The organism is Mucilaginibacter sp. OK268 (assembly GCF_900103125.1).
Classification (GTDB): domain Bacteria; phylum Bacteroidota; class Bacteroidia; order Sphingobacteriales; family Sphingobacteriaceae; genus Mucilaginibacter.
On record NZ_FNJV01000007.1, the window covers coordinates 216,375 to 242,747 of the forward strand.

Consider the following 26,373-nt stretch of genomic DNA (forward strand, 5'->3'; position numbering starts at 1 on the left):
TAACATGTGCATGAACTTTTAAGAGTACGATGAAAGAAGAAACGTTGTTAACTACTGAAAATACGTTAAAATTGGCCTCGCTCATAGCGGGTGAACCGGTATTATCGGGGAAGACATTAGCGGTTAATAATCCGTATAACGGAAAGCTTGTAGGTACGGTGGAAATGGCAGGGGTAAATGATACCCAGGCTGCCATTGATATAGCCTTGAAAGGCGGCAAGGTATTAACCCGTTACGAAAGATATAGTGTTCTGGATAAAACCAGGATGATGTTGTTGGAGCGAAAAGAGGAATTTGCACAACTGATCACTGCCGAGTCGGGTTTATGTATTACCGAAGCCCGATACGAGATTGGTCGTGCTCACGACGTATTATTGTTTGCCTCAATAGAATGTTTAAAAGATGACGGGCAGGTGTTTTCCTGCGATATATCTCCAAACGGTAAACAGCGGAAGATATTTACACTGCGTGAGCCCCTAAAACTGGCGGTTGCTATTACTCCCTTTAACCACCCATTAAATCAGGTAGCCCATAAAATTGCTCCTGCACTTGCCGCTGGAACCCCGGTTATACTAAAACCCTCAGAAAAAACACCGTTAACGGCTATTCGTTTCGTGGAGTTATTGTATGAGGCTGGCTTACCGCATTATATGTTGAGTGTGCTGCTGGGAGCTACCAAAGATGTTGCCGAAGCATTGGTTCAGGACCCACGGGTTGACCTGGTGTCGTTTACAGGCAGTGTAGCTGTAGGGAAGAAGATCGCGCAAACTGTAGGATATAAAAAAGTGATCCTGGAACTGGGGGGTAACGATCCTTTGATCGTATTGGAAGATGCCGACCTTGAGCTGGCTGTTACATTGGCCGCGGAAGGTTCTTTCCGGAACTCAGGTCAACGTTGTACCGCTGTAAAGCGTATCCTGGTGCAGGAAAATATAGCCAAAGAATTTACCGAACGCTTTGTTGAAAAAGCAAAAGAATATACTTGTGGTGATCCTGCTGATCCTGAAACCAAAGTAGGGACGGTAATTGACGAACAATCGGCAATATACCTGGAAAGCGTGGTCGACAAAGCGGTTGCCCGTGGTGCCAGAGTTTTATTGGGAGGGAAGCGTACAGGCGCCTTATTACAGCCTACCGTGATTGTGGACGTTCCGCGGGATGCGCAAATGGTTGTTCAGGAGTCTTTTGGACCTTTGGCACCCATTCTTACTTTTACAGATATTGATGATGCGATCTCTTTATCAAACTCTACCGCATTTGGTTTATCATCTGGTGTGGTTACTACTAATATGGATCATGCTATCCGCTTTGTGAAGGAGTTAAAAGTTGGTACGGTCAATATTAACGAAGTCCCCGGTTATCGTATAGAGAGTTCGCCTTTCGGAGGTATCAAAGATTCCGGCCTTGGGATAAAAGAAGGCGTGATAGAAGCGATCAAGTGCTTCACTACTGTAAAAACATTTTCAATGCCCTGGTAAAAATCATTATGAATAATTCATCAACATACGATTTAATTGTAATTGGCTCCGGTATACTGGGTACATTTCACGCCCTGCATGCCGCGCGTTTAGGCAAAAAAGTACTACTGACCGAAAAAGATCAGTATCCGATAAGCGCAACGGTCAGAAATTTTGGTCAGGTAGTAACCTCAGGCATGTCATCAGACTGGCTTCCTTACGCCATCAGAACGGCAGAGTTGTATAAAGAGATCCAGCAGGAATTTGATATCAGCGTGCGTAATAATGGTAGTGTTTACCTGGCCTCTGATCCGGAAGAATTGCAACTGGCACACGAATTAAAAGAGCGGATGGATACCTTTGGCTATCAGGCAGAGTTACTGTCGGCAAAAGATTGTCTGGCTAAATGGCCGGCTCTGAATGGTCAGTATTGTAAGGGGGGGATATTCTTTCCGCAGGAATTAAGTGTGGAACCGGATAAGCTCATCTATCGCCTGATTAAATATGCGATAGCGAAATATCCGCAGCTCACCTATAAACCAGCTACGGCTGTTGTTGACTGTGAAGTTATCGGCGATCACGTGGAAGTGACAACTTCGACTAAACAAAAATTTACCGCTGATAAGGTTGTCATATGTAATGGTGGTGAATACAAATTGCTCTTTGCCGATCATTTTAAAAATAGCGGTATCATCTTGTGTAAATTACAAATGATGCGAACGGTTCCGATGCCGGAGGTGCAGTTAGAAGGGAATATATTAACCGGACTTTCTATCCGCAGGTACGAATCATTTCAGGAATGTCCTTCATTTGCCAAATTGACAACACCCGAACATTATGCCGAATTAAAAAAATGGGGTGTACACATCCTATTCAAAAAAGCTGTAGATGGATCGATCATTATTGGCGATTCGCACGAGTATGCAGATGTAAATCACTCCGACGATCTGAGTTTCGACATCAATAACCATATAAACCAATTGATGTTGAAAGAGGCTCAAAATATTGTGGGTTTTGATGTAAGCAAAATAGCATCAACATGGGCCGGTGTTTATCCGCAGCATAACAGTAAGCACGTAGTGGAACTGGATGTAGAAAGCCGTATACATATTCGTACGGCCATCGGCGGTAAAGGAATGACCTGTGCCGGAGGTTATGCCGAAGCCAGCATACACGGAATATATAACTGATCATTAGCCGGTTTTATCGCTATCATATGAAGCAAATAAATAGACTGCTTACCCAATCAAAGATTTTCTTCATATGTTGGTGTGTGCTGGCGGCTTTTGGTACTTATTTCTGTATGTATGCCTTCCGAAAGCCATTTACCAGCGGTACATACGTAGGCCTGGTACTTTGGGGTATGGATTATAAGGCTATTTTGATTATTGCCCAGGTGTTGGGTTACATGGTGTCAAAATTCATCGGTATTAAGGTTATTTCAGAGCTTAAAGCCTCGGGCAGGGTAAAACTTATTATTAAACTCATTGTTTTTGCCGAGATCGCCCTCATTTTATTTGGCCTTGTTCCATATCCTTATAACTTCTTTTTTTTATTCCTGAATGGTTTACCGCTCGGTATGGTATGGGGAATTGTTTTTAGTTACCTCGAAGGCCGTCGCTTTACCGAAATGCTGGCTATGGGATTAAGTATTAGCCTTATTGTATCATCAGGTATTTTAAAAACGGTTTACTTTATGATTCACGGATGGTTGCCTTCCGTTCCTGAGTTTTGGATGCCCGGTGTTATCGGTCTTATTTTTATGCCCTTATTTCTAACTTTCGTATGGATGCTATCGGTAATACCTGATCCTACCGAAACCGATAAGCTACTGCGGGTTGAACGTGCAGCCATGACCAGAGATGATAAGCGCAGTGTTTTAAAAGAGTACGGAATAGGGATAATAGGTATTGGATTGGTATATACCATATTAACCACCATGCGGGATTTTAGGGATAATTTCTCAGTAGAGATATGGAATGAAATAGATCCTCACTGGGACAAGGCTGTGTTTTCTATAACCGAAGCCATTTCCGGAGTTATTGTATTGATAGCTATCGGCTGTCTTTCATTCACCCGTAACAATATCAAAGGTTTCTGGGGGACGCAATATTTGATAGCCCTGGGTTTATTGTTGAGTGGGGGGAGTACCTTGCTTTTTCACCTGCATATATTAAGTCCTTTCTGGTGGATGCTCCTGGTAGGTATGGGCATGTTTTTAGCCTATACGCCAATTCAGGTAGTTTTGTTTGAACGGATGATCGCTCTATTTAAAGTAAAAGCTAATGCCGGGTTCTTTGTTTATATATGTGATTCTGTTGGCTATTTGGGTAGCGTTGGCTTATTGCTTTACAAAGAATTTTTCATGAAGAATTTAAGCTGGGTTAAAGTCCTTATGCAATTTAGCTATCTGCTTACCATTATATGTATTATACTATTGGTGCTTGTTGCGATATTCTTTAACCGAAAGCTCGGTATCAAAGGTCTGGTTACCAAGAGTATTTGATTTATCGCAACATTTTTAATTTTTTCATACTGAGAAGATATATGAGATGAAACCGGAACTGTGTTAGTTATGAATGTTTCTGTACGCTAACCTTCTATGGTGATACTTATTGTGTATAAATAACCCTTTTCTTATTTAATATCTAAATCTGTGGAGTCAAAAGGCCAGGTGCTGCAAATGGCAATTGTATTAATTTTTGATAATAATCTATATAATCTATAGATATAATAGAATTAATTATATATTTGTCAATCACCTGTTCTTTATCCTATTTATCCCGAAAAAACGATGGGTAGACTCAACATGTTTATAATATGTAGCTTCAACTCCCGATAAAAGAATTTTAATTCCTGTAAGAGATATATTCTGGTCAATATTTAAACTAATTTTTATTTATTTCTAATGATTTTCTAATAATTATAAGAAATATTAAAAATAAAAGTCATTTTTTGATGGTAATGTCAAATAAAAATCAATTTTTATGTGATATTTTCAATTATATGTCTCTATTGTTTGATATAATCAATATTCATTAATTATATTTAGCTCCATGATGCCTTATCTGCCACATCAATTGCCATTTCCTGCTGTTTATAACAGTCGAATACTCTATTGTATCGCTTCTCATTGCTGTTTTGGCCTTGTCGAATCCCGTAAATATTCTTTTTAAAATCTTTTTACTCACTTATCATATCATAAATCCTGTAAATAAATCATTGCCCATGAAATAAATCATCCTTAAGATTCAAATCTGATCAGATCAGCATTGTTTCAAATCCCGAACCAATTAATTATTAACTATTAACGACAATTGAACAATGAATAAAAAAATACTATACTTAGTATGGGCTATTGTATTGGTGTGCACTCAGGCATACGCACAAACCCATAAAATTACAGGCCATGTTACAGATGCAGGCGATGGCTCATCTTTACCAGGCGTCTCGGTTTCAATTAAAGGCACTGCAATCGGCACTCAAACAGATGGCAACGGTAATTTTAGCATTAACGTACCCGCCGGGAAACAAAGTTTAACGTTCAATTTCATAGGATATGCATCGCAAACGGTTACCGTAACGTCAAATAAAGTTACTGTCGCTTTAACTGCAACCGCCAGCCAGCTTTCAGAAGTTGTGATATCTGGTTATACCAAAATAAGTAAAAAAGATTATACGGGTTCTGCAGTATCAGTAGGTGCAGCCCAGATTGGTAATAAACCGGTTCAAAGCTTTGACCAGGCATTGGCGGGGCAAGCGGCGGGTGTAAATGTTATAACGCCTAATGGTGTATTGAATAACCCGCCGGTATTCAGGATCAGGGGTTTCAACTCTATATCTTTAAGCTCATATCCTTTGATTATTATTGATGGTGTACCTGTTTTTACCAGTACAAATACAAACGCAAACAGTGCTTCAAGTAATCCGCTGGGTGATATTAATCCAAATGATATTGAACGGGTGGATATATTGAAAGATGCGTCAGCTACAGCCATCTATGGTTCAAGAGCTGCAAATGGCGTTGTGGTCATCACAACCAAAAGAGGAAAGTTGGGCAAAACCCAGGTTAATTATGATGGTTGGGTTGGTATTAATAAGGCGTTTAACCTGCCTAAATTACTTAATGCCGATCAATATGTACAATTGAAGAACGAGGCCCGCGCAAATGCAGGTCTGGCGCCGGGTTTCGCTATTCAAAAAGACGCTGACGGCAATGAAATCAATACAGATTGGTTTAAAGTTGTTTACCAAACAGGCATATCGCACAATCATAACCTGAATGTTTCTGGTGCCACTGAAAAAACCTCCTATTTTGTATCCAGTGGTTACAGTAATCAAGAAAGCTTTATTAAAACAAACACCTTTGAGCGGAAAATTTTCAGAGCAAACCTGGATCATCATTTGTCAAAGGACATTACTATAGGAACTAATTTTAGCTATAGTAATTCTTTAGGCAAAGGGCCGAACAGCGGCTCATTACCGGGGCAGGCTTATAATACGGGTGGATTGGCCCGCTTACCCCTCGTATTAAACCCCAATGTGGCCCCCCGCAATCCTGATGGCTCTTATAATATAACCAGCACCGGATCACTAGGGCTGGGCGCTAATACTATTGCCAATAATTATCCCAATGCACTTGTTTTACTTGATCTGGATAAGTATACTTCAAGTAATACCAACGTAATTGGTGATATATATGCCGAATGGCAGTTGGTAACCGGCCTAAAGTTCAAAACCCAATACAATATCAATAAGCTTAATATAGCCAATACTACATTTCAGAACCCTATTGCTGGTGACGGGCAAAGTTCAAACGGATTTGCTTCAAATACATTCCAGGAGTATAACCGGAGAGATTGGACAAACAGTTTAAACTATGAAGCGAGTTTGGGTAAAAGCCATATTAGCGCGACCGGTGGTTATGAAGAATATCATACAACGAACCTTGGTACCGGTACCCAGCGGACAAACCTTGCTGATTCCTACTTTAATAATTTCCAGGGAAACTTCCTGAATGTAGTAAGCGATGCCACGACCGGAAATTTTCAGTCCGAAAATGGATTCAGATCTTTCTTCGGAACGGCGAATTATGATTTTGATAAAAAGTATCTGTTAAACGGAACTTTCAGGCGAGATGGATTCTCCGGATTATCAGCCAATAACAAGTATGGTAATTTTGGCGGCGGTTCTATCGGATGGAATATAGCCGAAGAGAGATTTTTCAAAGATTCACGCCTGGGGCATATTTTTGAAGACCTTAAATTGAAAGGTAGTTACGGTGTAGTAGGTAACGTAGGTGTAGGTGACTTTGCGTCGTTATCCTTATATAACTCGGGTTTGTACGGCAGTGCAGGAACGGTTTATTTTAACCAGGCTGGTAACTCCGATCTGAAATGGGAAACCAGTAAAAAAACAGATGTAGGTATTAGTTTCAGTTTATTTAAAGGACGTATACAGGCCGAGATTGATTACTATAACAATAGCATCAACAATCTGATCCTGAATGCGCCACAGTCTCCTTCAAGAGGTATTCCAGGCAATACTATTGCTGCTAACGTGGGTTCGATGTATAATCGTGGTGTGGAGTTTAATATCACATCAAGAAATATTATTAAACACAATTTTAGTTGGACCACCAATTTTAACATCAGCACACTCAGCAACAAAGTTACGGCGCTTGCGCAAGGCAATTCAGATATTTATGGTGTAACATCCGGATTGGAAACCGCAAGCGTTACCAGGGTAGGTTACACACTGGGTTCTATTTTTGTTGTTCCGGTTGATGGCGTAAATCCAGCCAACGGTCAGCGTATATTTATCAACCGTTTTGGCAGGCAGGTTCAGTATAATCAGGTTGGTACGCCATCCAAATGGACATATCTTGATGGTACCACGGCTCCTGCTATTGACGGCACACTGGATGGCCGTATTGCTGGAAGATCTATTCCAACCTTTTATGGTGGTTTAAATAACACCTTTACTTACAAAAGCTTTGACCTTAATATCGGCATCACCTTTTCGGGCGGAAACAAGATATATAACGGAACACAGGCTACACTCCGAGATCAGCGATTCTGGAACAATGAAACGGGTATACTAAGACGCTGGACAACCCCTGGTCAGGTAACCGATATACCTAAAGTGGTCTATAATGATAATTACTCCAACGGATCGGCTATACCGAACTCATCAAACGTGCAGAATGGCTCTTATGCTAAACTTAAAAACGTTGCTTTGGGCTATAAATTCCCAACACAACTGGTTAACCGCGCAGGTATAGCATCAGCAAGGATATATGTACAGGCAACAAACCTGGCGGTAGTTACAGGTTATAAAGGGTCTGATCCGGAAGTTTCCTCCAACGGTAACTCCAACCTGGCACCGGGTATTGACCGTAATACCGTGCCCTCAAGCAGGATATTTACTTTCGGATTAAATGTTGGATTTTAAATTTTGATAACCATGATAACTATAAAAAAATATAAATACATCCTCAATGCAGCAGTGCTGGCATTGACCGTGTTGCTGGGTAGCTCCTGCAAAAAGGATCTATTAACGCCGACACCAACCACCAGTATTATCGACTCAAAAACATTTGACACCCCTGCCCGGATTTTAAGCCAGGTTAATGGTTTATATGCCGGGGTTAAAAATGGGCAGTTTTATGGGGGGCGGTATGTGATCTATAATGAGATACGTGGCGAGGAGTTTATAATAAATAAGCCTAATGGGGTTACCGGTTTAGATACCTGGAGCCAGAATGTGAACTCCAATACCAATGAGGTTGTGAACCTTTGGAGCGCGGCTTATGCTGCTATTAACAGGGTTAACGTTTTTTTAGCAGGCCTCAATGCAAATCTATCTAAAGTTGATGCTACTACAGCCAATCAATATATTGGAGAGGCGGAGTTTTTAAGAGCGCTTTCTTATTTTGCTTTGGTTCAAACCTATGCGAAACCATATGTTTTTGATAATGGCGCAAGTCCGGGTTTACCGCTGCGCTTGCTGGCAGAAACCGACCTGACAGGGGCAGGGAAAAATGACCTGGCCCGCAGCACCGTGGCACAGGTATATACCCAAATATTAAAAGACCTGGATGATGCGGAAAGCAAGCTTAGTGCAACCCAGGCCAATGGCGCTTTCAGAGCCTTTAAAAATACAGCTATTGCCTTAAAAGCTAGAGTGTATTTAGCACAGGCTAATTATGCTAAGGTGCTTACAGAAACCACTAAGCTTATCAGTGCAACAGCTCCATATCAGGCCCCAACGGGGGGCACTAAGCTGGAGGCCAGTATAGCCACGGTTTTTACCGGTTCATATACCGGTGCCGAAGCCTTGTTGTTTTTACCGTTCACTACCAGCGATGCGCCGGGCACTCAAAATCAGTTGGCGTATTATTTTACTTTAAATCCGGGTAATGGCGAGTATTATTTAAATACAAGTGGTATATATGCCAACGCTGCATTAAGTGGAACAAGTTCTACTGACGCACGTAAAGGATTTATTACCAAAGTGTCGGTTACAGACGCAAACAAAGTAACAACTATATATAATTATTTATCCAAATACAAAACCTCTTCACCCTTTACAGATTATATACCTGTACTAAGATATAGCGAGGTACTACTGAATGCAGCAGAAGCCTACGCACGTACAGGCGACCTGGTAAACGCGACTGCTTTATTATACGCTGTAAGGCACAGGTCAGACGCTACCTTTACCTTCGATCCGGCAGATATCGGTTCGCAAACGAGCCTGATAAATACCATATTAACAGAACGAAGGATTGAACTAATTGGCGAAGGTTTCAGGCTTACCGACCTATTTCGCACCAGCCAGGCGCTTCCTGCCAAATCCGGAGCTCAGGGAAACTCTCCCGCTGTTGCGGTTACTGCATCCAATTATATCTGGCCTATATCAGGAGTGGAACTTCAAACGAACAAACTAATGCAACCTAATCCTTAATTAAGGGACAGGTAATTATAGAAAAGAGGCTGTATCAAAATCACGATCAGCCTCTTTTTTCTTTGATTTATCCGGATGTTCAATCACGAATTGATATATAGTCTTGGATTGACTCAATTAACAAAAAAGTGGGTTTACATGGTTTACACAATTTATGGTTAATATTGATTTATATAATTGATAATCAATTAATTGAGTGTATTTTCAAAAAAATTATGTAAACCCAGTTTTGTATAAATATTGTCGGCTAAACGTCAATTAATAGGCGCACAATCGACATTGTTCGCGGGGGATGTCCTTATTACTCGTCACTCAGGAGTTAAGCGCATACATAATAATATTTACCCCGAATTTGGTATTGTCTTCGGCCATAAAACGTTTGTTTCTGAAATCGTAATCCCATTCGCAGCCATAATCTTTACTGCTGTATAGTACACCTATTCGTCCGTTAATTTCAATGGCTTTCAGGTAATCGTGTACAAGGTCGTCGCCCCAGCCGTTTAATTCAAAGTTGGTAGTAGGTGGCCCCTTATCAAACGAAAAAAAAGAGTGGTAGATCTTATGATTATTGGGTATTTTCTTTAGCGCAGTAGGGCCAAACAGAGCCGCCATCTGCGCCTCAAATGATTTGGCAAAAAGACCGTCGATATCGTGATTACAATCATCGGCAAATACAAAGCCACCATTTTCTACATATTTTTTAAAATTGGCTCTTTCCATAGCATCAAATTGAACCAGCTTATGACCACTGATATAACAAAATGGGGCCGAAAATATATCGTCGCTGCTTAAAGGGATCACCTTTTCATGTGGATCGATAGGAACAGTAGTGTATTCCAACAGGGAGTTGAGCAGGTTTGAGGGCATACGCTGATCGGTATCCCAATCGCCGGAATGATAACTTAATCTTGTAAAGGTGAACTTTCCACTGAAACTCATTTTTCTGTTCAAACCCTAAAATTAACACAATATTTTATGCAAAAACTACTTTTGCTTGCATCGCTTGTAAAGTTTCGGATACTTTATTGGCTTTTTAACAAAAAAACATGGTATTTACTCAAAAGGATGATATATTGGGAGTAAATAAACATTGAAGTAATTGGAACTTACCGAAAATAACGTAAAAGCATTACTGGCAAAACTGCCCCAACTAAAAAACGAGATACAAAAAGTAATTGTTGGCCAGGATGCCATATTGGACGAATTGCTGGTGGCATTTTTGGCTGGCGGTCATTGTTTACTGGAAGGTGTGCCGGGACTGGCCAAAACGCTTATTGTTAAAACCATGTCGCAGGCTTTGCATTTATCATTCAGGCGCATACAGTTTACCCCCGATCTGATGCCTACTGACATCATAGGCACCGAAATACTGGAAGAGGATCATGCTACCGGTAAACGTTTTTTTAAGTTTAACAAAGGGCCCTTGTTTGCCAATATTATACTGGCCGACGAAATTAACCGTACGCCGCCCAAAACACAATCGGCATTGCTGGAGGCTATGCAGGAGTTTGAGGTGACTTATGGCGGGCAAACTTATCCCCTGGATAAGCCCTTTTTTATACTGGCCACCCAAAACCCTATAGAACAGGCCGGTACTTATCCTTTACCCGAAGCTCAGCTTGACCGCTTTTTGCTGCTGATAAAAATGGGCTACCCAACAGAACAGGAGGAGTTTGAGGTATTAAACCGTACCACCGGCACTCAAAAAGCCGATATTAATGCGGTTATCAACGCCGCGGATATACAGCAGGCGCAGGCTTTGGTGAGGCAGGTAAATATCAATGATGACCTGATAAAATATGTTAGCCTGATGATACGGGCAACACGGCCAGATACAAGCCAGGTTGCTTATGTTAAAGAATGGGTACGCTGGGGAGCCGGACCGCGGGCCGGGCAAGCTTTAATATTAACTGCTAAAGCACGGGCCTTATTAAAAGGCCGCTATGCGGTAATAATGGAAGATATACACGCCATGGCTCCATCAGTTTTAAGGCATCGGATACTGATGAACTTTAAAGCCGAGGCCGAAGGAATAACATCAGATAAGGTTACTGCCGAACTCATAAGAACTATAGATAGGCCAAAAACTATCTGATGATTAACCAGGTTAAGGGATTTGCTGTGGTTTTTTTAAAGTCGCAGATAAAATAAATCCGAGATCTCAATTCCCAAATCCGAAATAAAAACATGCTTGATCCTAAAGTATTAATGACCATTAAAGATTTGCCATTACTTGCCAAAACGGTAATTGACGGCTTTATGAATGGTTTTAATAAAAGTAAAGTAAAGGGGCCGGGACTTGAATTCAGTCAGTATCGTAGCTATCAGCCGGGTGATGATCTGCGCTGGCTCGACTGGCGAATGTTTGCCCGGTCGGACAGGTATTATATTCGCGAATCAGAGATCGAAACCAGTATTTCCGTGAGGTTTTTAATTGATGCCAGCGCTTCTATGGCGCACGATGATCACGGTATTAAAAAAATAGATTATGCCCGTTTTATGGTCGCATCACTGGCCTTTCTGGCTAATCTTCAGGGCGATTCGGTAGGACTATATGTTTTTCAGGATGGTGGTTTATTTTCGCTGGCCTCCAAGCCCGACCCTCAACATTTGCAACGGTTATATTTTCACTTGGAGCAGATAAAGCCCATGGGAACTTTTACGCAACCGGTTCATTATAAAGAACTGTTTGCCGGATCGGGACGTAAAGAACTTTTGATCTTTATTACAGATATGTACCAGGTGGATGGGGAGATCAGTAAATTGCTTGATTCTTTATCAGCCCTGAAACATGAGGTGATCTTGTTTCATTTAATGGGTAAAAATGAGATCGACTTTGATTTTGGCGCCTATACCACACTTAAGGATTTGGAGACAGGCGAAACTATTGATGTAAATGGGAGAGAGGCAACTGCCTATCAGAGCCGATTAAAAGACCACCTAGATAAGGTGCGGATGGAGTTATTGGGAAAGCATATTTTTTATCGATTGATCAATACATCACAACCATTGGATGACGCGCTGCGCGATTTTTTGGTACAAAGAAATAAAACGAAGTTTTAACCCCGTTTTGTGCCCCTAGGATGAGATTAAATAAATTATTGAAATAAATGCTGTTTTTAAATTCGATATGGCTGTTTGCTATTGCCGCGTTAACTATACCGGTAATTATACACCTGTGGAATATAAAACCGGGCAAGACTTTAAAAGTAGGCAGCATTTCATTGATCAACGCCGCGGCCAAAAAAAGTAGCCGAAGCCTGAAGATCAATGACAAGCTGCTGTTTTTTGTACGTTGCCTTTTGGTGACTTTATTGGCCTTGGTATTGGCAGTACCTGTTTGGCAGCGTCATGCTAATATGACCAAAGCAAAAGGCTGGTTACTGATTCCTAATGAAAATATTGCCGGGAGCTATCACAAATTTAAGCCTCTTGTTGATTCGCTAACGAGAGCTGGTTATGAGTTTCATTATTTTAACAAAGGTTTTGCAAAGGCTGATCTCTCTAAAATATTGGCTGATTCTCCAAAAACAATCCGGCCGAAAACGGTTAATTACTGGAATCTGGTAACCCAACTCAATCAATACCTCTCATCAGATATTCATGTATACCTGGTAACGCCTAATGGCGTCAATCATTTTATGGGTAATAGGCCCCATGTCGCTTTGAATTTAAAATGGAAAACCTATACGCCAGATGATTCCACAAGCACATGGATACAGGATGCCTGGTTTGACCAGGACAACAGTGTACGTGTATTACAGGGAAACAGTAAACCATCGGGTACTTACTTTACCAATTTCACTATTAATTCGGGTAGTGAGGCCCACTCTGCTTTTGCCATAAATGTTAATAACGGCAAACCCGTTATCAGATTTAAAAGCGGTGACACCACTCTCATCAACATTGATACAACAACTGTACATTTTGCCATCTTTACAGATAAATATGCGGCTGACGCGGCCTACCTAAAAGCAGCCTTGCAAACAATCGCCAATTTCAGCGGGCGAAAAACCATGGTGAAACAATATAGTCGGGCGGATCAGATACCGACTGGCCAAAGCTGGGTATTCTGGCTGTCAGATCAACAACCAACTATCCAAACGTTAAAAAAAAGCGGACACTTTTTGGTGTATAAGACAGGCAATGTGGTAAATACCAATTCCTGGATAAAAACTACTGGCGCGTTTAATGTAACAGGGGCGTCACAGCAAATCGCCTTATATCAATTGATCAATGAACAAGTAACTGCTGATCAATTAATATGGACAGATGGCTTTGGTCACCCGATTTTGAGCCGTGAATCGCAAGCTAATACCTATAAATTTTATACTCGTTTTAACCCAGCCTGGAATGATCTGGTCTGGAGCGATGATTTCCCCCAATTATTATACAAACTTGTTTTTAATAATAACATAAAAGAAATTAAGAACCGGCATGAGCGAAGGACGCTCGATCAGGAACAGCTTATGCCTTATAGCTTGGCCGAAACACACGCGACCGTAAATGGCCACCTGCTTAACGCAAAAACAGACCTGTCCCATTATTTCTGGCTGGCTTTGGTTGTGGTGTTCCTGATGGAAAGAATGCTTGCTCACCGACATAAATTAACTCCGGATAATGACTAAGCAGGAGGTCATGTATAAAGTAAAGAGCATGCGCCGTTGGTATGTTGGTTACCAGGTATCAGCAGGTTTTCTTTTTGCGGCTGCATTTACTGTTGCTTTGGGCACACTACTATTTTTCTTACTTTCCTGTTCTGTAACCTGGTTGTGGGTTGTGTTACTTATAGCCTTTATTTTATATATCATTTATACCCGACCGTGGAGAATAAATGAATACTCCATTTTGAACTTTCTTGATCGGCATTACCCTGAATTGGAAGAGAGCGGCAACCTACTATTAAAATCTGACGATGAACTTAATCTTTTGGAACGCCTGCAACAAACAAAGATCAGGGAACAGTTTGCTGCCATCCCCGTTCAGCAGAAGCAATTTTTAAAGCCCCTTAAGCAGGCTGCTTTAATTTTAATATCGGTTGCTTTGGTATGTTTTGTATTGATAAAAGTTGTGCCGCATGATCTGCACCAAATTGGTTTCACCGGTTTACATCAATCTGGTACTAAAAATACTCCTATAGAAAAGTTATTGCCCCAGATCGCTGCTGTTGAAGTAAGCATGAGTCCCCCGGCTTATACAGGTAAGCCCACACGTACCCAGGATAAATTAACCATTGATGCCGAAGAAGGAGCGGTGGTATCCTGGAAAATATCAACCAATATCCCTGTTAAGCAGTTAGCATTGCTGTTTAATTATAAGGAAAGAGTTAGCCTGACGGCCCTGAATCATGATAGAATTGTATGGGGAGCTCGAAAAAAAATTAGCCAGCCGGGTTTCTACCAGGTTAGCATCGACGGTAAACTTTCCGATCTGTACCAGGTGCAGGTTATTAAAGACCAGCCTCCGGTTGTCCGTATCAAAACACCCAAGCCATATACCTATATAGATGCGGGAGAGGCTCAAAAGATAAATATTGATGCGGCTGTAACCGATGATTATGGGATCAATAATGCGCTGATAGTTGCCACCGTGGCTAAAGGAAGTGGCGAGGCTGTCAAATTCAAAGAATACAAATTGGATTTTTCTACATCTTTTAATGGTCATAGCCCGCAATACAATCTGCAAAAATTGATCAATCTGCCGTCCTTAAACATGGAGCCTGGCGATGAACTTTATTTTTATATACAAGCTACTGATACTCATCAGCAGCAAAGCCGTACAGATGTGTATACCGTGTCTATACAGGATACCGCCCAACTGTTAAGTATGGATGGGATACTTACCGGAACAGATCAAAAGCCGGAATTTTTCAGGAGTGAGCGGCAGATTATCCTCGATGCCGAAAAACTGCTTAAAGACAAGGATAGCATCAGCACCGAAAAATTTAAAAGCCGGAGTAACGATCTGGGCACTGATCAAAAATTATTGCGCCTGCGCTACGGTAAGTTTTTAGGCGAGGAGTCAGAGAATGATATGGGAGGAAATGAGAATGATGCGGTTAGCGATATCAACAACTACGGTAACGCAGATGTGATCAAAGATAAATATACCGATAAGCACGATAATGCGGAGGATGCCGATTTTTTTGATCCGCTTCTGAAAAATCAACTCAAAGCCACATTGACTGAGATGTGGAAGGCTGAATTGCAATTGCGGTTATATAAACCACAAAACGCGCTGCCTTTTGCTTATAAAGCTTTGCGGTTACTCAAAGATCTGCAGCAAAAATCAAGATTATATGTAGCGAAAACAGCGTTTAATCCGCCACCCTTAAAGTTAGAAAAACGCCTGAGCGGCGATCTTACCAAAGTAAATCAACCCATTATTAAACAGAATATAAAACCGGGAGTGGATCAGTTAGTGAGTCTCCGCAAAGCGGTAGAAATACTGGAGCAACTAAAATCGGGTGGGGGACTAAGTAGTAAAGATTTACAGGTGCTGGCATTGACGAACCAGCAATTAAGTTTACAGGCATCGGCAGAGCCACGGATTTATCTTGCGGCATTAAGTGCGATGCGCAGAATATTATCAGACCGGAGCAATATAAAACCCGATGATATTACCAGGGTTGAAAAGGCCATTCAAAAAACACTGACACCGGCTAAAAGGATGCCTGTAGCTATGCAAAACCCGGTTGATATGGGCTTATCACAAGAGTATTATAAAAACCTTAATCAGCTAAACAGATGAATTGGAATATCACCGCTTTAATCATCTGCTTTATTGTTTGCGCTATTGCCGTATGGAAGGAGGTTACACGTACAAACCGGGCTCGCCTCGGTTTACGGATAGTCGCGGTTATCGTGGCAGTTGCAGCACTGGCTGGTATAGCTCTGCCATTAACTTATCAGGTCGACACAACCCAGCAAAACAAACCCGAGGTGATTTTATTAACTACCGGTTTCAATCCTGATAGCTTAAGCCGGTACAATAACAGCCGGTTATTTACCTTAGATAACAGTATCAAAAAGCGATATCAGCAAGCCATCCTGTTAAATACGATAGATGAACTGACTGCCGATTCATCAGTTACTCAGTTGCGGGTATTTGGTGATGGCTTGGATGAAGATCAGTTGCAGCAACTCCATTATTTACCAGTGATTTTCCACCCTGAGGTATTGAAGCAGGGTATTACGGCCATCGGTTGGAACGAACAGTTAAAAGCAGGAGAAGAACTCCTTGTTCAGGGTACATTTAAAAACAGCTCAACTAATCCAATAAAATTACTTCTTTATGGATTAGGCACCGCATTAGATTCTGTCGTTATCAAACCAAAAAGTACGGCAACATTCCAGTTAAAAAATACGCCCAAAATTTCGGGTCGGGCTGTATATCATTTACTAACTATTACCGGTCGTGATACGCTTGGGAATGAAAGCCTGCCTATACAAATTGAAGCGGCAATACCACTAAAAGTATTAATGTTGACCGCATCTCCCGATTTTGAAAGCAGGTTTCTCAAAAACTGGCTCTCCGCAAACGGATACGCTGTGGCTGCAAGATCGGCCATCAGTAAGGATAAATTTAATAACGAGTTTATCAACCTGGATCAAGTTCCGCTGGAACATCTGTCGGCTCAAACTATTGGTAAGTTTGATGTGCTTGTAGGAGATCTGTCGGTTTTAAAGTCGCTTAGTACCCAGGAAGCTGCTGTTTTAAAAACAGAAGTAAGTCAAAAGGGACTGGGAATTATTGTACGCGCAGATAGCTCTTCGGGCAATTCCTGGCTGCAACATAATTTTCCTTTAGCCGTGCTACAAGGGCGGGATACGCTTGCATCTGTCCTCATCATCCGTGGACGAGACCAACACCTGGACAAATTAAATCCGGGTTCATTTTATATCCGGTTTCAACAAGGAACCCAACCATTGATACAAGACGAACATGGGCATATATTGGTAAGCAGTACTTTGGCCGGTAACGGCAAACTGATGTATACTTCCCTGAGTAATACTTTTAACTGGATGCTGGCCGGCAATGAAAATGACTATACCGCATTATGGGCATTGCTAATTCATCGGGCCTCTCGTAAAACTTTGGTAAACGAAAGCTGGAGTGTATCAACACCGGTACCGACGGTATTAAACCCCGTGAGTTTGCAATTGCAAAGCTCAGGTGTGGCAACTTCCATGGTCGGGTCAATTATGCTTGCACCGCAACAAAGCCAACTGCTTCCGTTTGAGTATCAGTATCAATACTGGCCGCAAAAGCCAGGCTGGCAATCCGTTAAAATAAATAATGGGGTTTTAAACTGGTGGTATGTTTATCGGGAGGATGAATGGAAAAGTCTGCGCATATTAAAAAAACAGTCGGATACTAAAAACTACGGCATAAATAGTCGAAACACGAATAATGTAACAAAGCAGATACAGAAAAAAGCAACAATTTCGGTATCGAAAATATATGCTTATATTTTGCTGTTGTTAGCGTGCACATTCTTGTGGTTCGAAGCCAAAGCATCAGGAATCAAGCTCTCTTCTAAAAAGAGGGTTTTAAATAATCAGAAACTTTAAAAGTGAGTTCTCCGGTATCCATGCAGGAACACCAGGAGTGCTAAGGAGGAATATACATTGAGAAGACGAGACTTTATTTTTTTAACAGGAATGGGAGCAGGGGCCTTAATGCTACCCGATCTGTCTGCGTTTGGTAAAACGATCGATCCGCTACAGGCGCTGGAAGGTGTCGATGCAAATATCAAAAAAGAACTGGCTGATGTGGCTTTAAACACTGCCAAATCAAACGGGGCAACCTATGCCGATGTGCGGATAGGTCGTTACCTGAACCAGTTTGTGGTTACCCGCGAAAACAAGGTATTGAATGTGGCCAATACCGAATCATACGGGATCGGTATCCGGGTTATAGCCAACGGTTGCTGGGGTTTTGCCGCTACCAATGATGTAACCAAAGAGGGGATGGCGAAAACCACGCTTAAAGCGGTAGCAGTAGCTAAAGCTAATGCTAAAATTGGCGGGGCGCCTGTACAATTGGCCCCTCAAAAAGGCTATGGCGAAGTAAGCTGGAAAACACCTTTAACCAAAAATGCTTTTGAAGTTCCTATCAAAGAAAAGGTAGATCTTTTGCTAAATGCCAATGGCATAGCCATGGCAGGCGGAGCCAACTTTGTTAACTCCATTATGTTTGCCGTTAATGAGCAAAAGTATTTTGCATCAACAGATGGCTCATATATTGATCAGGATGTACATCGTCTTTACCCAAGCTTTACGGTTACTAAAATTGATCCTTCAGCCGGTGCTTTTGAAACCCGTCGCTCCTTAAGCTCGCCGGTAGGTATGGGTTACGAATACCTTGACCCCTTGGCCAGCGAAAAGGTGTTGGGAGTTACCCCCCGTTATAAGAAACGTTATGATATGCTGGAAGATATTAAGTATGCTACCCAGCAGGCAGGTGATAAATTAAAGGCCAAATCTGTTGAACCGGGTAAATACGATCTGGTACTTGACCCATCGCATTTATGGCTTACCATCCATGAATCTGTTGGTCACCCAACAGAGCTCGATCGTGTTTTGGGTTACGAAGCTAACTTTGCTGGTACCAGCTTTTTAACGCTGGATAAATGGAAATCTGGTAAATTCAATTTTGGCAGTAAAGCCGTGAACATTGTAGGCGATAAAACCCAGGTTGGTTCTCTGGGCGCGGTAGGATATGACGATGAAGGCGTACAATGCAAAAAATGGGACATCATTAAGGATGGCGTATTGGTAAACTATCAGGCCATCCGTGATCAGGCACATATCATTGGGCTAAACGAATCGCAAGGTTGCTGCTATTCTCAAAGCTGGCAGGATGTACAATTTCAGCGGATGCCGAATGTTTCCCTTCAGCCTGGAAAAACGCCGCTGAGTGTTGATGAGATGATCAAAAATGTAGAGAAGGGCGTTTATATTATCGGCGATGGCTCATTCTCTATCGATCAGCAACGTTATAATTTCCAGTTTGGCGGTCAGTTGTTTTACGAGATCAAAGAAGGAAAGATTACAGGTATGCTGAATGACGTAGCCTATCAGGCCAATACCCAGGAGTTCTGGAATTCCTGCACCCAGGTTTGCGATGAGCGCGACTATCGTTTAGGCGGAGCCTTTAATGATGGTAAAGGACAACCAGCACAGTCAAGCGCGGTATCACATGGCGCGTCAACAGCATTGTTTAAAGGAGTTAATGTAATCAATACTAAAAGAAAGATCGGATAACTGAATTATGCCAATATTAACTAAAGAAGAAGCACAGACTTTATTAAAGAAAGTGCTTGCCTATTCAAAAGCCGAAGAATGTGAAGTGAGTTTAAATGGCAGCGAAGGCGGCAACATCAGATATGCATTAAACGCTGTTTCTACAGCAGGGGATATCAGCACGGTAAGTTTGGGTGTTACATCGGTTTTTGGAAAAAAAGCGGGAACGGCAACCATTGATGAGTTTGATGATGCGGCATTGGAAAGGGTGGTTCGCCGCTCTGAAGAATTGGCGCAATTAGCCCCGGCCAACCCGGAGTATATGCCTATGTTAGGACCTCATGATTTTCCCGAGTCTATAACTTATAATGCTAACACAGCTGCCATGACTCCTGAAAGTCGCGCAGATATGGTAGCCAAAAGTTTATCGGTTACCAAAGAAGCCAAGCTCACAGCGGCGGGTTTCCTTGAAAACTCAACTAGTTTTAGCGCCATTATGAACTCCAAAGGGTTATTCGCTTACAACAAGGGTAATGATGTCACCTTTTCGGTAACTACACGTAATGAAGCTGGTACAGCCTCAGGCTATGCGGCCAAAGGCTTTACTGATGTAAGCAAACTGGATACCCTGGCGTCGACTAAAGTAGCTGCCGGTAAATGCCTGAGCTCATCTGGAGCTAAAGCTTTAGAACCTGGAAAGTATACCGTGATATTGGAACCGGTTGCGGCTACCTATCTAATGGAAAATATGTTCCGTTTTGATGCCCGTAGTGCCGAGGAAGGACGGAGCTTTTTGAGCAAAAAAGGCGGCGGCACGCGCCTGGGTGAACAATTGGTTGACCCCAAAGTCAACATATACTCAGATCCTTTTAATGCCGATCTGCCATCTTCAACCTGGAGTGGCGACGGGCTTCCACGTGAAAAAACAATGTGGATTGATAAAGGCGTAGTAAAAAACCTAAGTTACTCCCGCTACTGGGCAGATAAAAAAGGCGTTAAACCACTACCTGGTCCCGGGAATATCATTATGGAAGGGGGTGATGCCAGTTTAGAAGATCTGATAAAAAGCACCGAGAAAGGTATATTGGTTTCGCGCCTGTGGTATATCCGTATGGTTGACCCGCAATCATTATTACTCACCGGCCTAACCCGCGACGGTACATTTTATATTGAGAACGGTAAGATAAAATTCCCGATCAAAAATTTCAGATTTAACGAAAGTCCTGTAATTATGCTCAACAACCTTGAAGCACTGGGTAAACAGGAACGAAGCATTAGTGTAGAAAGCTACCGGAGTTATCTTATCCCGCCGATGAAGATCAGGGAATTTACTTTTAGCTCTCTGTCAGATGCTGTCTAAATGAAGACGCGCATAATTTAGGCTCAAGCCAGAACAATATTATGCTCCTTTTGCTATAGGCAAAAGGAGCATTTGAAAATACACTTTTAGCGATTGTGCTAATTGCCAATGGAAGGCTTATACGCTGATTTTGGCTGATCCTGCTTCCTTAACTGTATAAATTTTGCTTTTATTTCCATCCCTAACAATTATTTGCACGCTACCATTTCGTTCTCTTTTGACCTTTAAATCAAATACCTTTCCGAACGCGTGAATATTGTTCAGGGCCATTTCATTCCAACCTTTTGGCAAGCGTGGTGTGCAATTGAAGCTTCTAAACCCAGTGGGCCTGATACCAAACAAGCCTTCTGTAAATATCCGGCAATACAAGCCGCTTTCTGCTGAAAGATGTCTTTGGTTCCCTTCTGGATAGGCTTCAACAGGATAAGGAACATGTTCGCCCAAAAGCCTGCGGTGCGAATAGTAACGTAAAAAAGTCATTGCTTGTTCTGTTGCTCCTGCCTGCAGCACACCCCGAAGTGCATAAAGGGTGGAACGATCCCAAAAGGTATCCTGACCGGCTTGGGTAGCTAAACCGTCGGCAGTCCATAATTTTGGTGAAAACAACGCCTCTATAGTGCCTTTGCTGCGGTCGTATATACCCATAGTCAGCGGCATGCAGATCCAGGCACGCAAAACATCATTGGTTTCGTAATATTTATAGGTATGAAATCCGGCTAAGTCCGCTCCAAAGTATTTTTCAATATTATCCTTAAGTTCAGCTGCTTGCCGGGTATACAGGTCTGTTTGTTGTTTAGGCAATTGTAATTGCCGGCCAAGTAAAGCCGCTGATACCAACGCATCATAATACAAACAATTGGTAGACAGGTTGGCTTTGCCCGATGGGAACCGGCCTTCCAGTTCATCACTTTTCGACTCCACCACACCTTGCGTATTGATGTGTCTGTGGCTATACTCCAGGCACCACGAAATGAGTGGCCACAGGGCCTTTGCGGAGTCGGCACTTCCATAGGTAAGTGCATACCTTGATGCGCCGTAGGCTATCATAGCCTGATCCCCGCGATCGCCGGCTCCTTTCCAAACGGTATCACCTTCGGCTACAATGGAGCTTGGCAGGGCGTTATAATTCGGGTTCATATACCTGGCAAACAGCCGGTAAGCATTCATCGCCGAAAGATTTCCAATCCTATCACCCGAAATGGCAAAGTAAGGGTTGATATATTCTGCCTGGTCATTGGCCCAAATAGCTGCATAATAGGATAAACCACCAGGGCCGTGCATATATCCCCCTTTGGTTTTAAAAATACTTTCTGTAGCCCTGATCTTGGCAAAAGCGAACATGGCATTCAAAACGCTATCCGGGGTTTGTAGCTGTAACGGTGCCGAAATTTCAGCTATCCGGTTTTGACGAGCTTTTTCTTCAAATTCGGGATCAACAGCTAGGAGGGATGCAGGGTGGTCGGTTGCCCGGTAACAAACAGAAAATGTATATACCTGTCCTGGTTGCAATACCCTGCTGCCGTCATTTACAGACTGCATGATAACCGTATGGGGCGCTACTTTGCTCCTGATGGTATCGGTAGTTACCTCCCGTTTCAAATGCTCCACGGAGATGGTTACCGGTTTATTGCTGATATTGGTGAATTTATATTGCTCAATGGCAAGGGGTTTATCTACAGATGGAAAAAGTGCGCGTTCTATTTTAACGGGCTGAGGATCAACAAACTGTTCCTCAATACGCATAATGCCATGTTGAGTAATACTTTTTGTCAATACACTAACATTCCCTTCCGAAACATCCGGCCGCAATAGTCTGCCATCTACATACATTCTTGGTAAGGCATCATCGTTAAATGTATAACTGATATGACTTCGTGTATCATCAGGAAGCATACGAAAGGTAGGAAAAACTACCGTACGGGTAAGATGGCAAACTTTAGACGCATCTACACTATAAGCCACCCATAACGATACCTTCTCTCCAGACATTTCTATATGATCGGCATGGGGCAGGCGATCTTTAATATTCCAGGTGATGCTGCCATCCGGTTGCAAAAGCCATCTGTCATTTTGTTGAGGTAAAGATAATTGCTGAGCATAGGATAGGGGCAACTGTATAAAGAATGCTAACAGGACGGGCAAAAATTTATGCAAATAGGATTTCATTAACTGTTTTGTAAGGTGTGATGGGTGTTTTATTATTTCAAGCTGACTTTTACCTGCTGACCAGGCTTAACAACTGTTTCTACAAAAGATATTATCTTTCCCTGCGGATCTGTTTCTTGCCTAACCGTTGAAGGTTTATTATTGGCATAAGCATGGTGATAATTGCCGTAAAACCTGGCCTTCCATTTTAATTGCTGTTTTCCACTATTGGTTAACGAAGATTGATGAGTGTTAAGGTGTGTTACATTTACCACAGTATTCAGCACCGGCAGGTTACTGATGACCGCATTACCGGCATCAGTTGTTTTATAAATGGTACTGATACCATGCGTTCGAATGTCAGGTGCAATACCCATTAGTCCCTGAACTATGCCTTCTATCACCCCAAAAGAAACTTCCGGATATTCTCTCCTTGCAGTAGTTTCATCGGAGAGGTACAGGATATAATCTCTTGCTTTATCCCAGGGGCCCTTGTTATAAAATATCAGCGGTAGGTATGAAGTATTCTCCACATTCCAGGTCTTGGAGCTGATATGGGTTAATGTTTGTGCTATACGAGTATTATCCTTCAAAGCGTCAAACCATAATAAAAATGTTTCTCCCTCTTCCTTCCCAAAATGGCCGTCATTACTGTAGTAGGTGTGATATAATTTATCCTTTTTATCCCACCACTGGGCTTCCAGTTGTTGCCGGTATTTTTCGGCTTTACGACTGTACAAGGCAGCTTCTTTTTGTTGGTCTTTTTCTGTTAATATAGCAGAATAGGTTAGCAAACCTCTGTATAATGCAGCTATCAGATCGACACCGGTTTTTAAATTGGCAACGCCCTCAGAGTATGATGGTAAGCCACGGCAGCGGTGGAAAGCGTCGCTTTCATTAAAGGGAACAGGTGCATTGGGATGGGCAGGCCTGGTTAACATCGAATCGGCCGATAACACCCAGGTGTCTATATAATCCTTTACTGTTTTTTCCTGAAAGTGTACAAATGCGGGGTTGTTGATATAATATTTGTCGCCTGTCCATAAATAAAGCCGCCAGCTGGCATACAGTACATCGAAATTAGCAGGCAGGTTATACCAAAATTCATGGTCATTTCTATAGTCGTCAGTGGCTGGTTTTCCAGATTTATTGATTTCCCAGTACGAACACCAGTTTTTTGATGCTGATATATTGCTAGCGAACAATGTCAGCATGTTACGATTTTCCTGTTTTAAACCTAATATCTCGGCGCCGATACTTTGATGTGACACATCGCGCATACAAAATGCATCGCGGGGAGGGAGTGCCGATTCATACCAGGGGCCTACGGGATCATTAGGATGGCCTTTGTAGTGCAAAGCCATGCTTTTGGCCCACACAAAAGCCTGTTCCATTTTTTTATCAGACGAGGAAAATTTGACACCATTATCCTGGGCTATTGCGGCAGAAAAGGAAACGATGCCTAGTACTGCTGCAGGAATAAATATTCTGCAGGTTAAGGAAAGGATTGTACTCATGATAAAATCAAACTATAATCTGGTCTATTCTGGTCTATTTTATAAAAATAGTTATTTTTATTTATTGTCCAAACTTATTTTGCAAGTACAAGCGGAGAAAACAAAATAAACATCAGTATCATGAGCAATAACAGTATACCACTGTAGATATGCCGGTTCTTCCATGGGTTCATATCTACCAAATTATTAAGCTTTTGCTGGTAGGGTACAGGCATGGGATAAAGTTTGCCAATAACTAACATGAGCCCGCAGGTTACCACAAATAATATGGCTAAAATGTGCAGGAAGTGAATGTGAAGATCGAACACTAATTGCGTAAGCCCATAAGCGACTATAAAAAACAACAAACCTATTTTGGCAGCTAAGCCCGGTACCCGTTTAGTTACAAAACCCATGAACATGATGGTAAAAATAGGTACGTTGAAAAATCCGTTGACAATTTGTACATAGGTGTAAAAACCGTTCTTAACAAAAATAATAAATGGCGCGATGAACATAGCCGTTAAGCAAATGATGATCTCAAATCTTTTAGCCGTTTTGATCATATCTTTCTCGGCAGTTGGCCTGGAGCGTTTTTCCATCCAGGGTTTATAAATGTTCAGTACAAATAATGTACTCGAGCTGTTTAAACCTGCATTGAAAGTAGTAAGGGCCGCACCAAAAATGATAGCTGCTATATATCCGGCTATAAAAGGCGGTGATACCAAACTATCCAGCTTAGGAAATACCTCGGCCGGATTATGCAAATGAGTGAAAATATGCACGGCAATTAAGCCAGGTACATTTAAAAGTAGTGGCGATATCAGTTTACCTAAACAGGCTACAGCAATACCTTTTTGACAGCTTTTAAGATCTTTTGAAGCCAGCACCTGCTGAACTATATATTGCTCGGTACCCCAGTAATACAAGTTCACCAGTAACATGCCGGTAAACAGGGTGCTAAAAGGTATAGGGTCTGAAGCAGAACCTATACTGTTCAGGTGATCCCGATGTACATTCAACAGGGTATGCAAACCCTCCATGAGATTGCCCTGGCCAAGATACCTAAGTCCAAAAAAAGGGAGCAGGAGTCCGCCTGCAAAAATACCCAGACCAAGCAAGGTATCAGAAATAGAAATAGCTTTTAAGCCGCCCAGTAAGGAATAAAGGCAACCAACAGTGCCCATGATCCAGATAAGTATCCAGATAGTGGTCCAGTAGTCTGTTTTCCAAATCTCTGAGAAGTGAAACAACCCGTTAAAGGCTACAGCACCACTATACAATACGGAGGGTAACAGGTTGATAATATAGCTGATGAGGAAAATGAAAGAAACCAGTTTTCCTATCCCCTGGCCGTATCGCGCGGTAAGGTAATCAGGTGTAGTAGCTATACCCAGTTTAAGATACATGGGCATTAAAAATTCAGAAACCAATAACATAGCCAGTATGGAGGTCATGCCCCAGGCCATCACAGACATGTTATGCGTATAGGTGAGTTCGTTTTCACCTATAATGGTGGCTGTGTTAATATTGGTAAATAGCAAGCCTCCGCCTACTAGTAAAAAACTCAGACTACGATCGGCCAGGAATAAACCGTTCAGGGTATTGAGCTTAGTTTTTCTTGATTTATACCAGGAAACCAGCCCCACTATGCCGGTAAAAAAAAGAAAGCTGCTTAATATGAGCCAATTCACTTTTCC

General features: G+C 42.0%; 16 protein-coding genes. 12 read left to right on the forward strand and 4 right to left on the reverse strand.

Features of this window, described 5'->3' with window-relative positions; translation table 11 throughout:
* The first annotated feature begins 29 nt into the window (after positions 1-29).
* The 5 genes from phnY to BLR84_RS21070 all read left to right on the forward strand — a co-directional run bounded on the left by phnY (position 30) and on the right by BLR84_RS21070 (position 9,425).
* On the forward strand, positions 30-1,478 hold the full coding sequence (gene phnY, locus BLR84_RS21050) for a phosphonoacetaldehyde dehydrogenase (protein WP_090472082.1): 1,449 nt from the start codon (positions 30-32) through the stop codon (positions 1,476-1,478).
* Positions 1,479-1,486: 8 nt separating this feature from the next.
* Positions 1,487-2,647, forward strand: a complete 1,161-nt coding sequence (locus BLR84_RS21055; RefSeq protein ID WP_090472084.1) for a TIGR03364 family FAD-dependent oxidoreductase — start codon at positions 1,487-1,489, stop codon at positions 2,645-2,647.
* Between the two features lie 26 nt (positions 2,648-2,673).
* Positions 2,674-3,963 carry a DUF5690 family protein gene (locus BLR84_RS21060; protein WP_090472086.1) on the forward strand — a complete coding sequence of 430 codons (1,290 nt, stop codon included), beginning with the start codon at positions 2,674-2,676 and terminating at the stop codon, positions 3,961-3,963.
* 818 nt (positions 3,964-4,781) lie between these two features.
* Positions 4,782-7,910 (forward strand): SusC/RagA family TonB-linked outer membrane protein, encoded by a 3,129-nt coding sequence (locus BLR84_RS21065; RefSeq protein WP_090472088.1) that lies wholly within the window; start codon positions 4,782-4,784, stop codon positions 7,908-7,910.
* A 12-nt stretch (positions 7,911-7,922) separates the two neighbouring features.
* Positions 7,923-9,425 carry a RagB/SusD family nutrient uptake outer membrane protein gene (locus tag BLR84_RS21070; RefSeq protein ID WP_090472090.1) on the forward strand — a complete coding sequence of 501 codons (1,503 nt, stop codon included), beginning with the start codon at positions 7,923-7,925 and terminating at the stop codon, positions 9,423-9,425.
* Between the two features lie 312 nt (positions 9,426-9,737).
* On the opposite strand, the gene BLR84_RS21075 is transcribed toward BLR84_RS21070, so the two are convergent.
* Entirely contained in the window at positions 9,738-10,364 is a 627-nt protein-coding gene (locus tag BLR84_RS21075; protein WP_090472092.1) for a DUF4159 domain-containing protein, read from the reverse strand.
* Between the two features lie 160 nt (positions 10,365-10,524).
* Here BLR84_RS21075 and BLR84_RS21080 point away from each other — a divergent pair, with 160 nt between their 5' ends.
* The 7 genes from BLR84_RS21080 (at position 10,525) to BLR84_RS21110 (ending at position 21,032) form a co-directional block, all read left to right on the forward strand.
* A complete protein-coding gene (locus tag BLR84_RS21080) occupies positions 10,525-11,520 on the forward strand; it encodes an AAA family ATPase (protein ID WP_090472094.1) in 996 nt (331 codons plus the stop codon).
* A 92-nt stretch (positions 11,521-11,612) separates the two neighbouring features.
* Positions 11,613-12,488 carry a DUF58 domain-containing protein gene (locus tag BLR84_RS21085; RefSeq protein ID WP_255367003.1) on the forward strand — a complete coding sequence of 292 codons (876 nt, stop codon included), beginning with the start codon at positions 11,613-11,615 and terminating at the stop codon, positions 12,486-12,488.
* Between the two features lie 47 nt (positions 12,489-12,535).
* Positions 12,536-14,053 (forward strand): BatA domain-containing protein, encoded by a 1,518-nt coding sequence (locus BLR84_RS21090; protein ID WP_090472098.1) that lies wholly within the window; start codon positions 12,536-12,538, stop codon positions 14,051-14,053.
* Positions 14,046-16,175 (forward strand): DUF4175 family protein, encoded by a 2,130-nt coding sequence (locus BLR84_RS21095; RefSeq protein WP_090472100.1) that lies wholly within the window; start codon positions 14,046-14,048, stop codon positions 16,173-16,175. Before BLR84_RS21090 ends, BLR84_RS21095 begins: the two co-directional genes overlap by 8 nt.
* A complete protein-coding gene (locus tag BLR84_RS21100; protein WP_090472103.1) occupies positions 16,172-17,998 on the forward strand; it encodes a hypothetical protein in 1,827 nt (608 codons plus the stop codon). The genes BLR84_RS21095 and BLR84_RS21100 overlap by 4 nt, the downstream gene beginning before the upstream one ends.
* A 57-nt stretch (positions 17,999-18,055) precedes the next feature.
* A complete protein-coding gene (locus BLR84_RS21105) occupies positions 18,056-19,693 on the forward strand; it encodes a TldD/PmbA family protein (RefSeq protein ID WP_090472104.1) in 1,638 nt (545 codons plus the stop codon).
* Positions 19,694-19,700: 7 nt separating this feature from the next.
* A complete protein-coding gene (locus tag BLR84_RS21110; protein ID WP_218128412.1) occupies positions 19,701-21,032 on the forward strand; it encodes a TldD/PmbA family protein in 1,332 nt (443 codons plus the stop codon).
* 117 nt (positions 21,033-21,149) lie between these two features.
* On the opposite strand, the gene BLR84_RS21115 is transcribed toward BLR84_RS21110, so the two are convergent.
* The 3 genes from BLR84_RS21115 to BLR84_RS21130 all read right to left on the reverse strand — a co-directional run bounded on the left by BLR84_RS21115 (position 21,150) and on the right by BLR84_RS21130 (position 26,367).
* Positions 21,150-23,198, reverse strand: coding sequence for a hypothetical protein (locus BLR84_RS21115; protein ID WP_090472108.1), 2,049 nt, complete (start codon positions 23,196-23,198; stop codon positions 21,150-21,152).
* A gap of 32 nt (positions 23,199-23,230) precedes the next feature.
* Positions 23,231-24,694 (reverse strand): glucosidase family protein, encoded by a 1,464-nt coding sequence (locus tag BLR84_RS21120; RefSeq protein ID WP_143013962.1) that lies wholly within the window; start codon positions 24,692-24,694, stop codon positions 23,231-23,233.
* Positions 24,695-24,768: 74 nt separating this feature from the next.
* Positions 24,769-26,367: a solute:sodium symporter family transporter gene (locus BLR84_RS21130; RefSeq protein WP_090472113.1), complete on the reverse strand. Its 1,599-nt coding sequence runs from the start codon at positions 26,365-26,367 to the stop codon at positions 24,769-24,771.
* Positions 26,368-26,373: the final 6 nt, after the last annotated feature.

Coding starts and splice junctions, on each gene's coding strand:
- phnY (WP_090472082.1), top strand. CDS start 30: ATGAAAGAAGAAACGTTGTTAACTACTGAAAATACGTTAAAATTGGCC.
- BLR84_RS21055 (WP_090472084.1), top strand. CDS start 1,487: ATGAATAATTCATCAACATACGATTTAATTGTAATTGGCTCCGGTATA.
- BLR84_RS21060 (WP_090472086.1), top strand. CDS start 2,674: ATGAAGCAAATAAATAGACTGCTTACCCAATCAAAGATTTTCTTCATA.
- BLR84_RS21065 (WP_090472088.1), top strand. CDS start 4,782: ATGAATAAAAAAATACTATACTTAGTATGGGCTATTGTATTGGTGTGC.
- BLR84_RS21070 (WP_090472090.1), top strand. CDS start 7,923: ATGATAACTATAAAAAAATATAAATACATCCTCAATGCAGCAGTGCTG.
- BLR84_RS21075 (WP_090472092.1), bottom strand. CDS start 10,364: ATGAGTTTCAGTGGAAAGTTCACCTTTACAAGATTAAGTTATCATTCC.
- BLR84_RS21085 (WP_255367003.1), top strand. CDS start 11,613: ATGCTTGATCCTAAAGTATTAATGACCATTAAAGATTTGCCATTACTT.
- BLR84_RS21090 (WP_090472098.1), top strand. CDS start 12,536: ATGCTGTTTTTAAATTCGATATGGCTGTTTGCTATTGCCGCGTTAACT.
- BLR84_RS21095 (WP_090472100.1), top strand. CDS start 14,046: ATGACTAAGCAGGAGGTCATGTATAAAGTAAAGAGCATGCGCCGTTGG.
- BLR84_RS21100 (WP_090472103.1), top strand. CDS start 16,172: ATGAATTGGAATATCACCGCTTTAATCATCTGCTTTATTGTTTGCGCT.
- BLR84_RS21110 (WP_218128412.1), top strand. CDS start 19,701: ATGCCAATATTAACTAAAGAAGAAGCACAGACTTTATTAAAGAAAGTG.
- BLR84_RS21115 (WP_090472108.1), bottom strand. CDS start 23,198: ATGAAATCCTATTTGCATAAATTTTTGCCCGTCCTGTTAGCATTCTTT.
- BLR84_RS21120 (WP_143013962.1), bottom strand. CDS start 24,694: ATGAGTACAATCCTTTCCTTAACCTGCAGAATATTTATTCCTGCAGCA.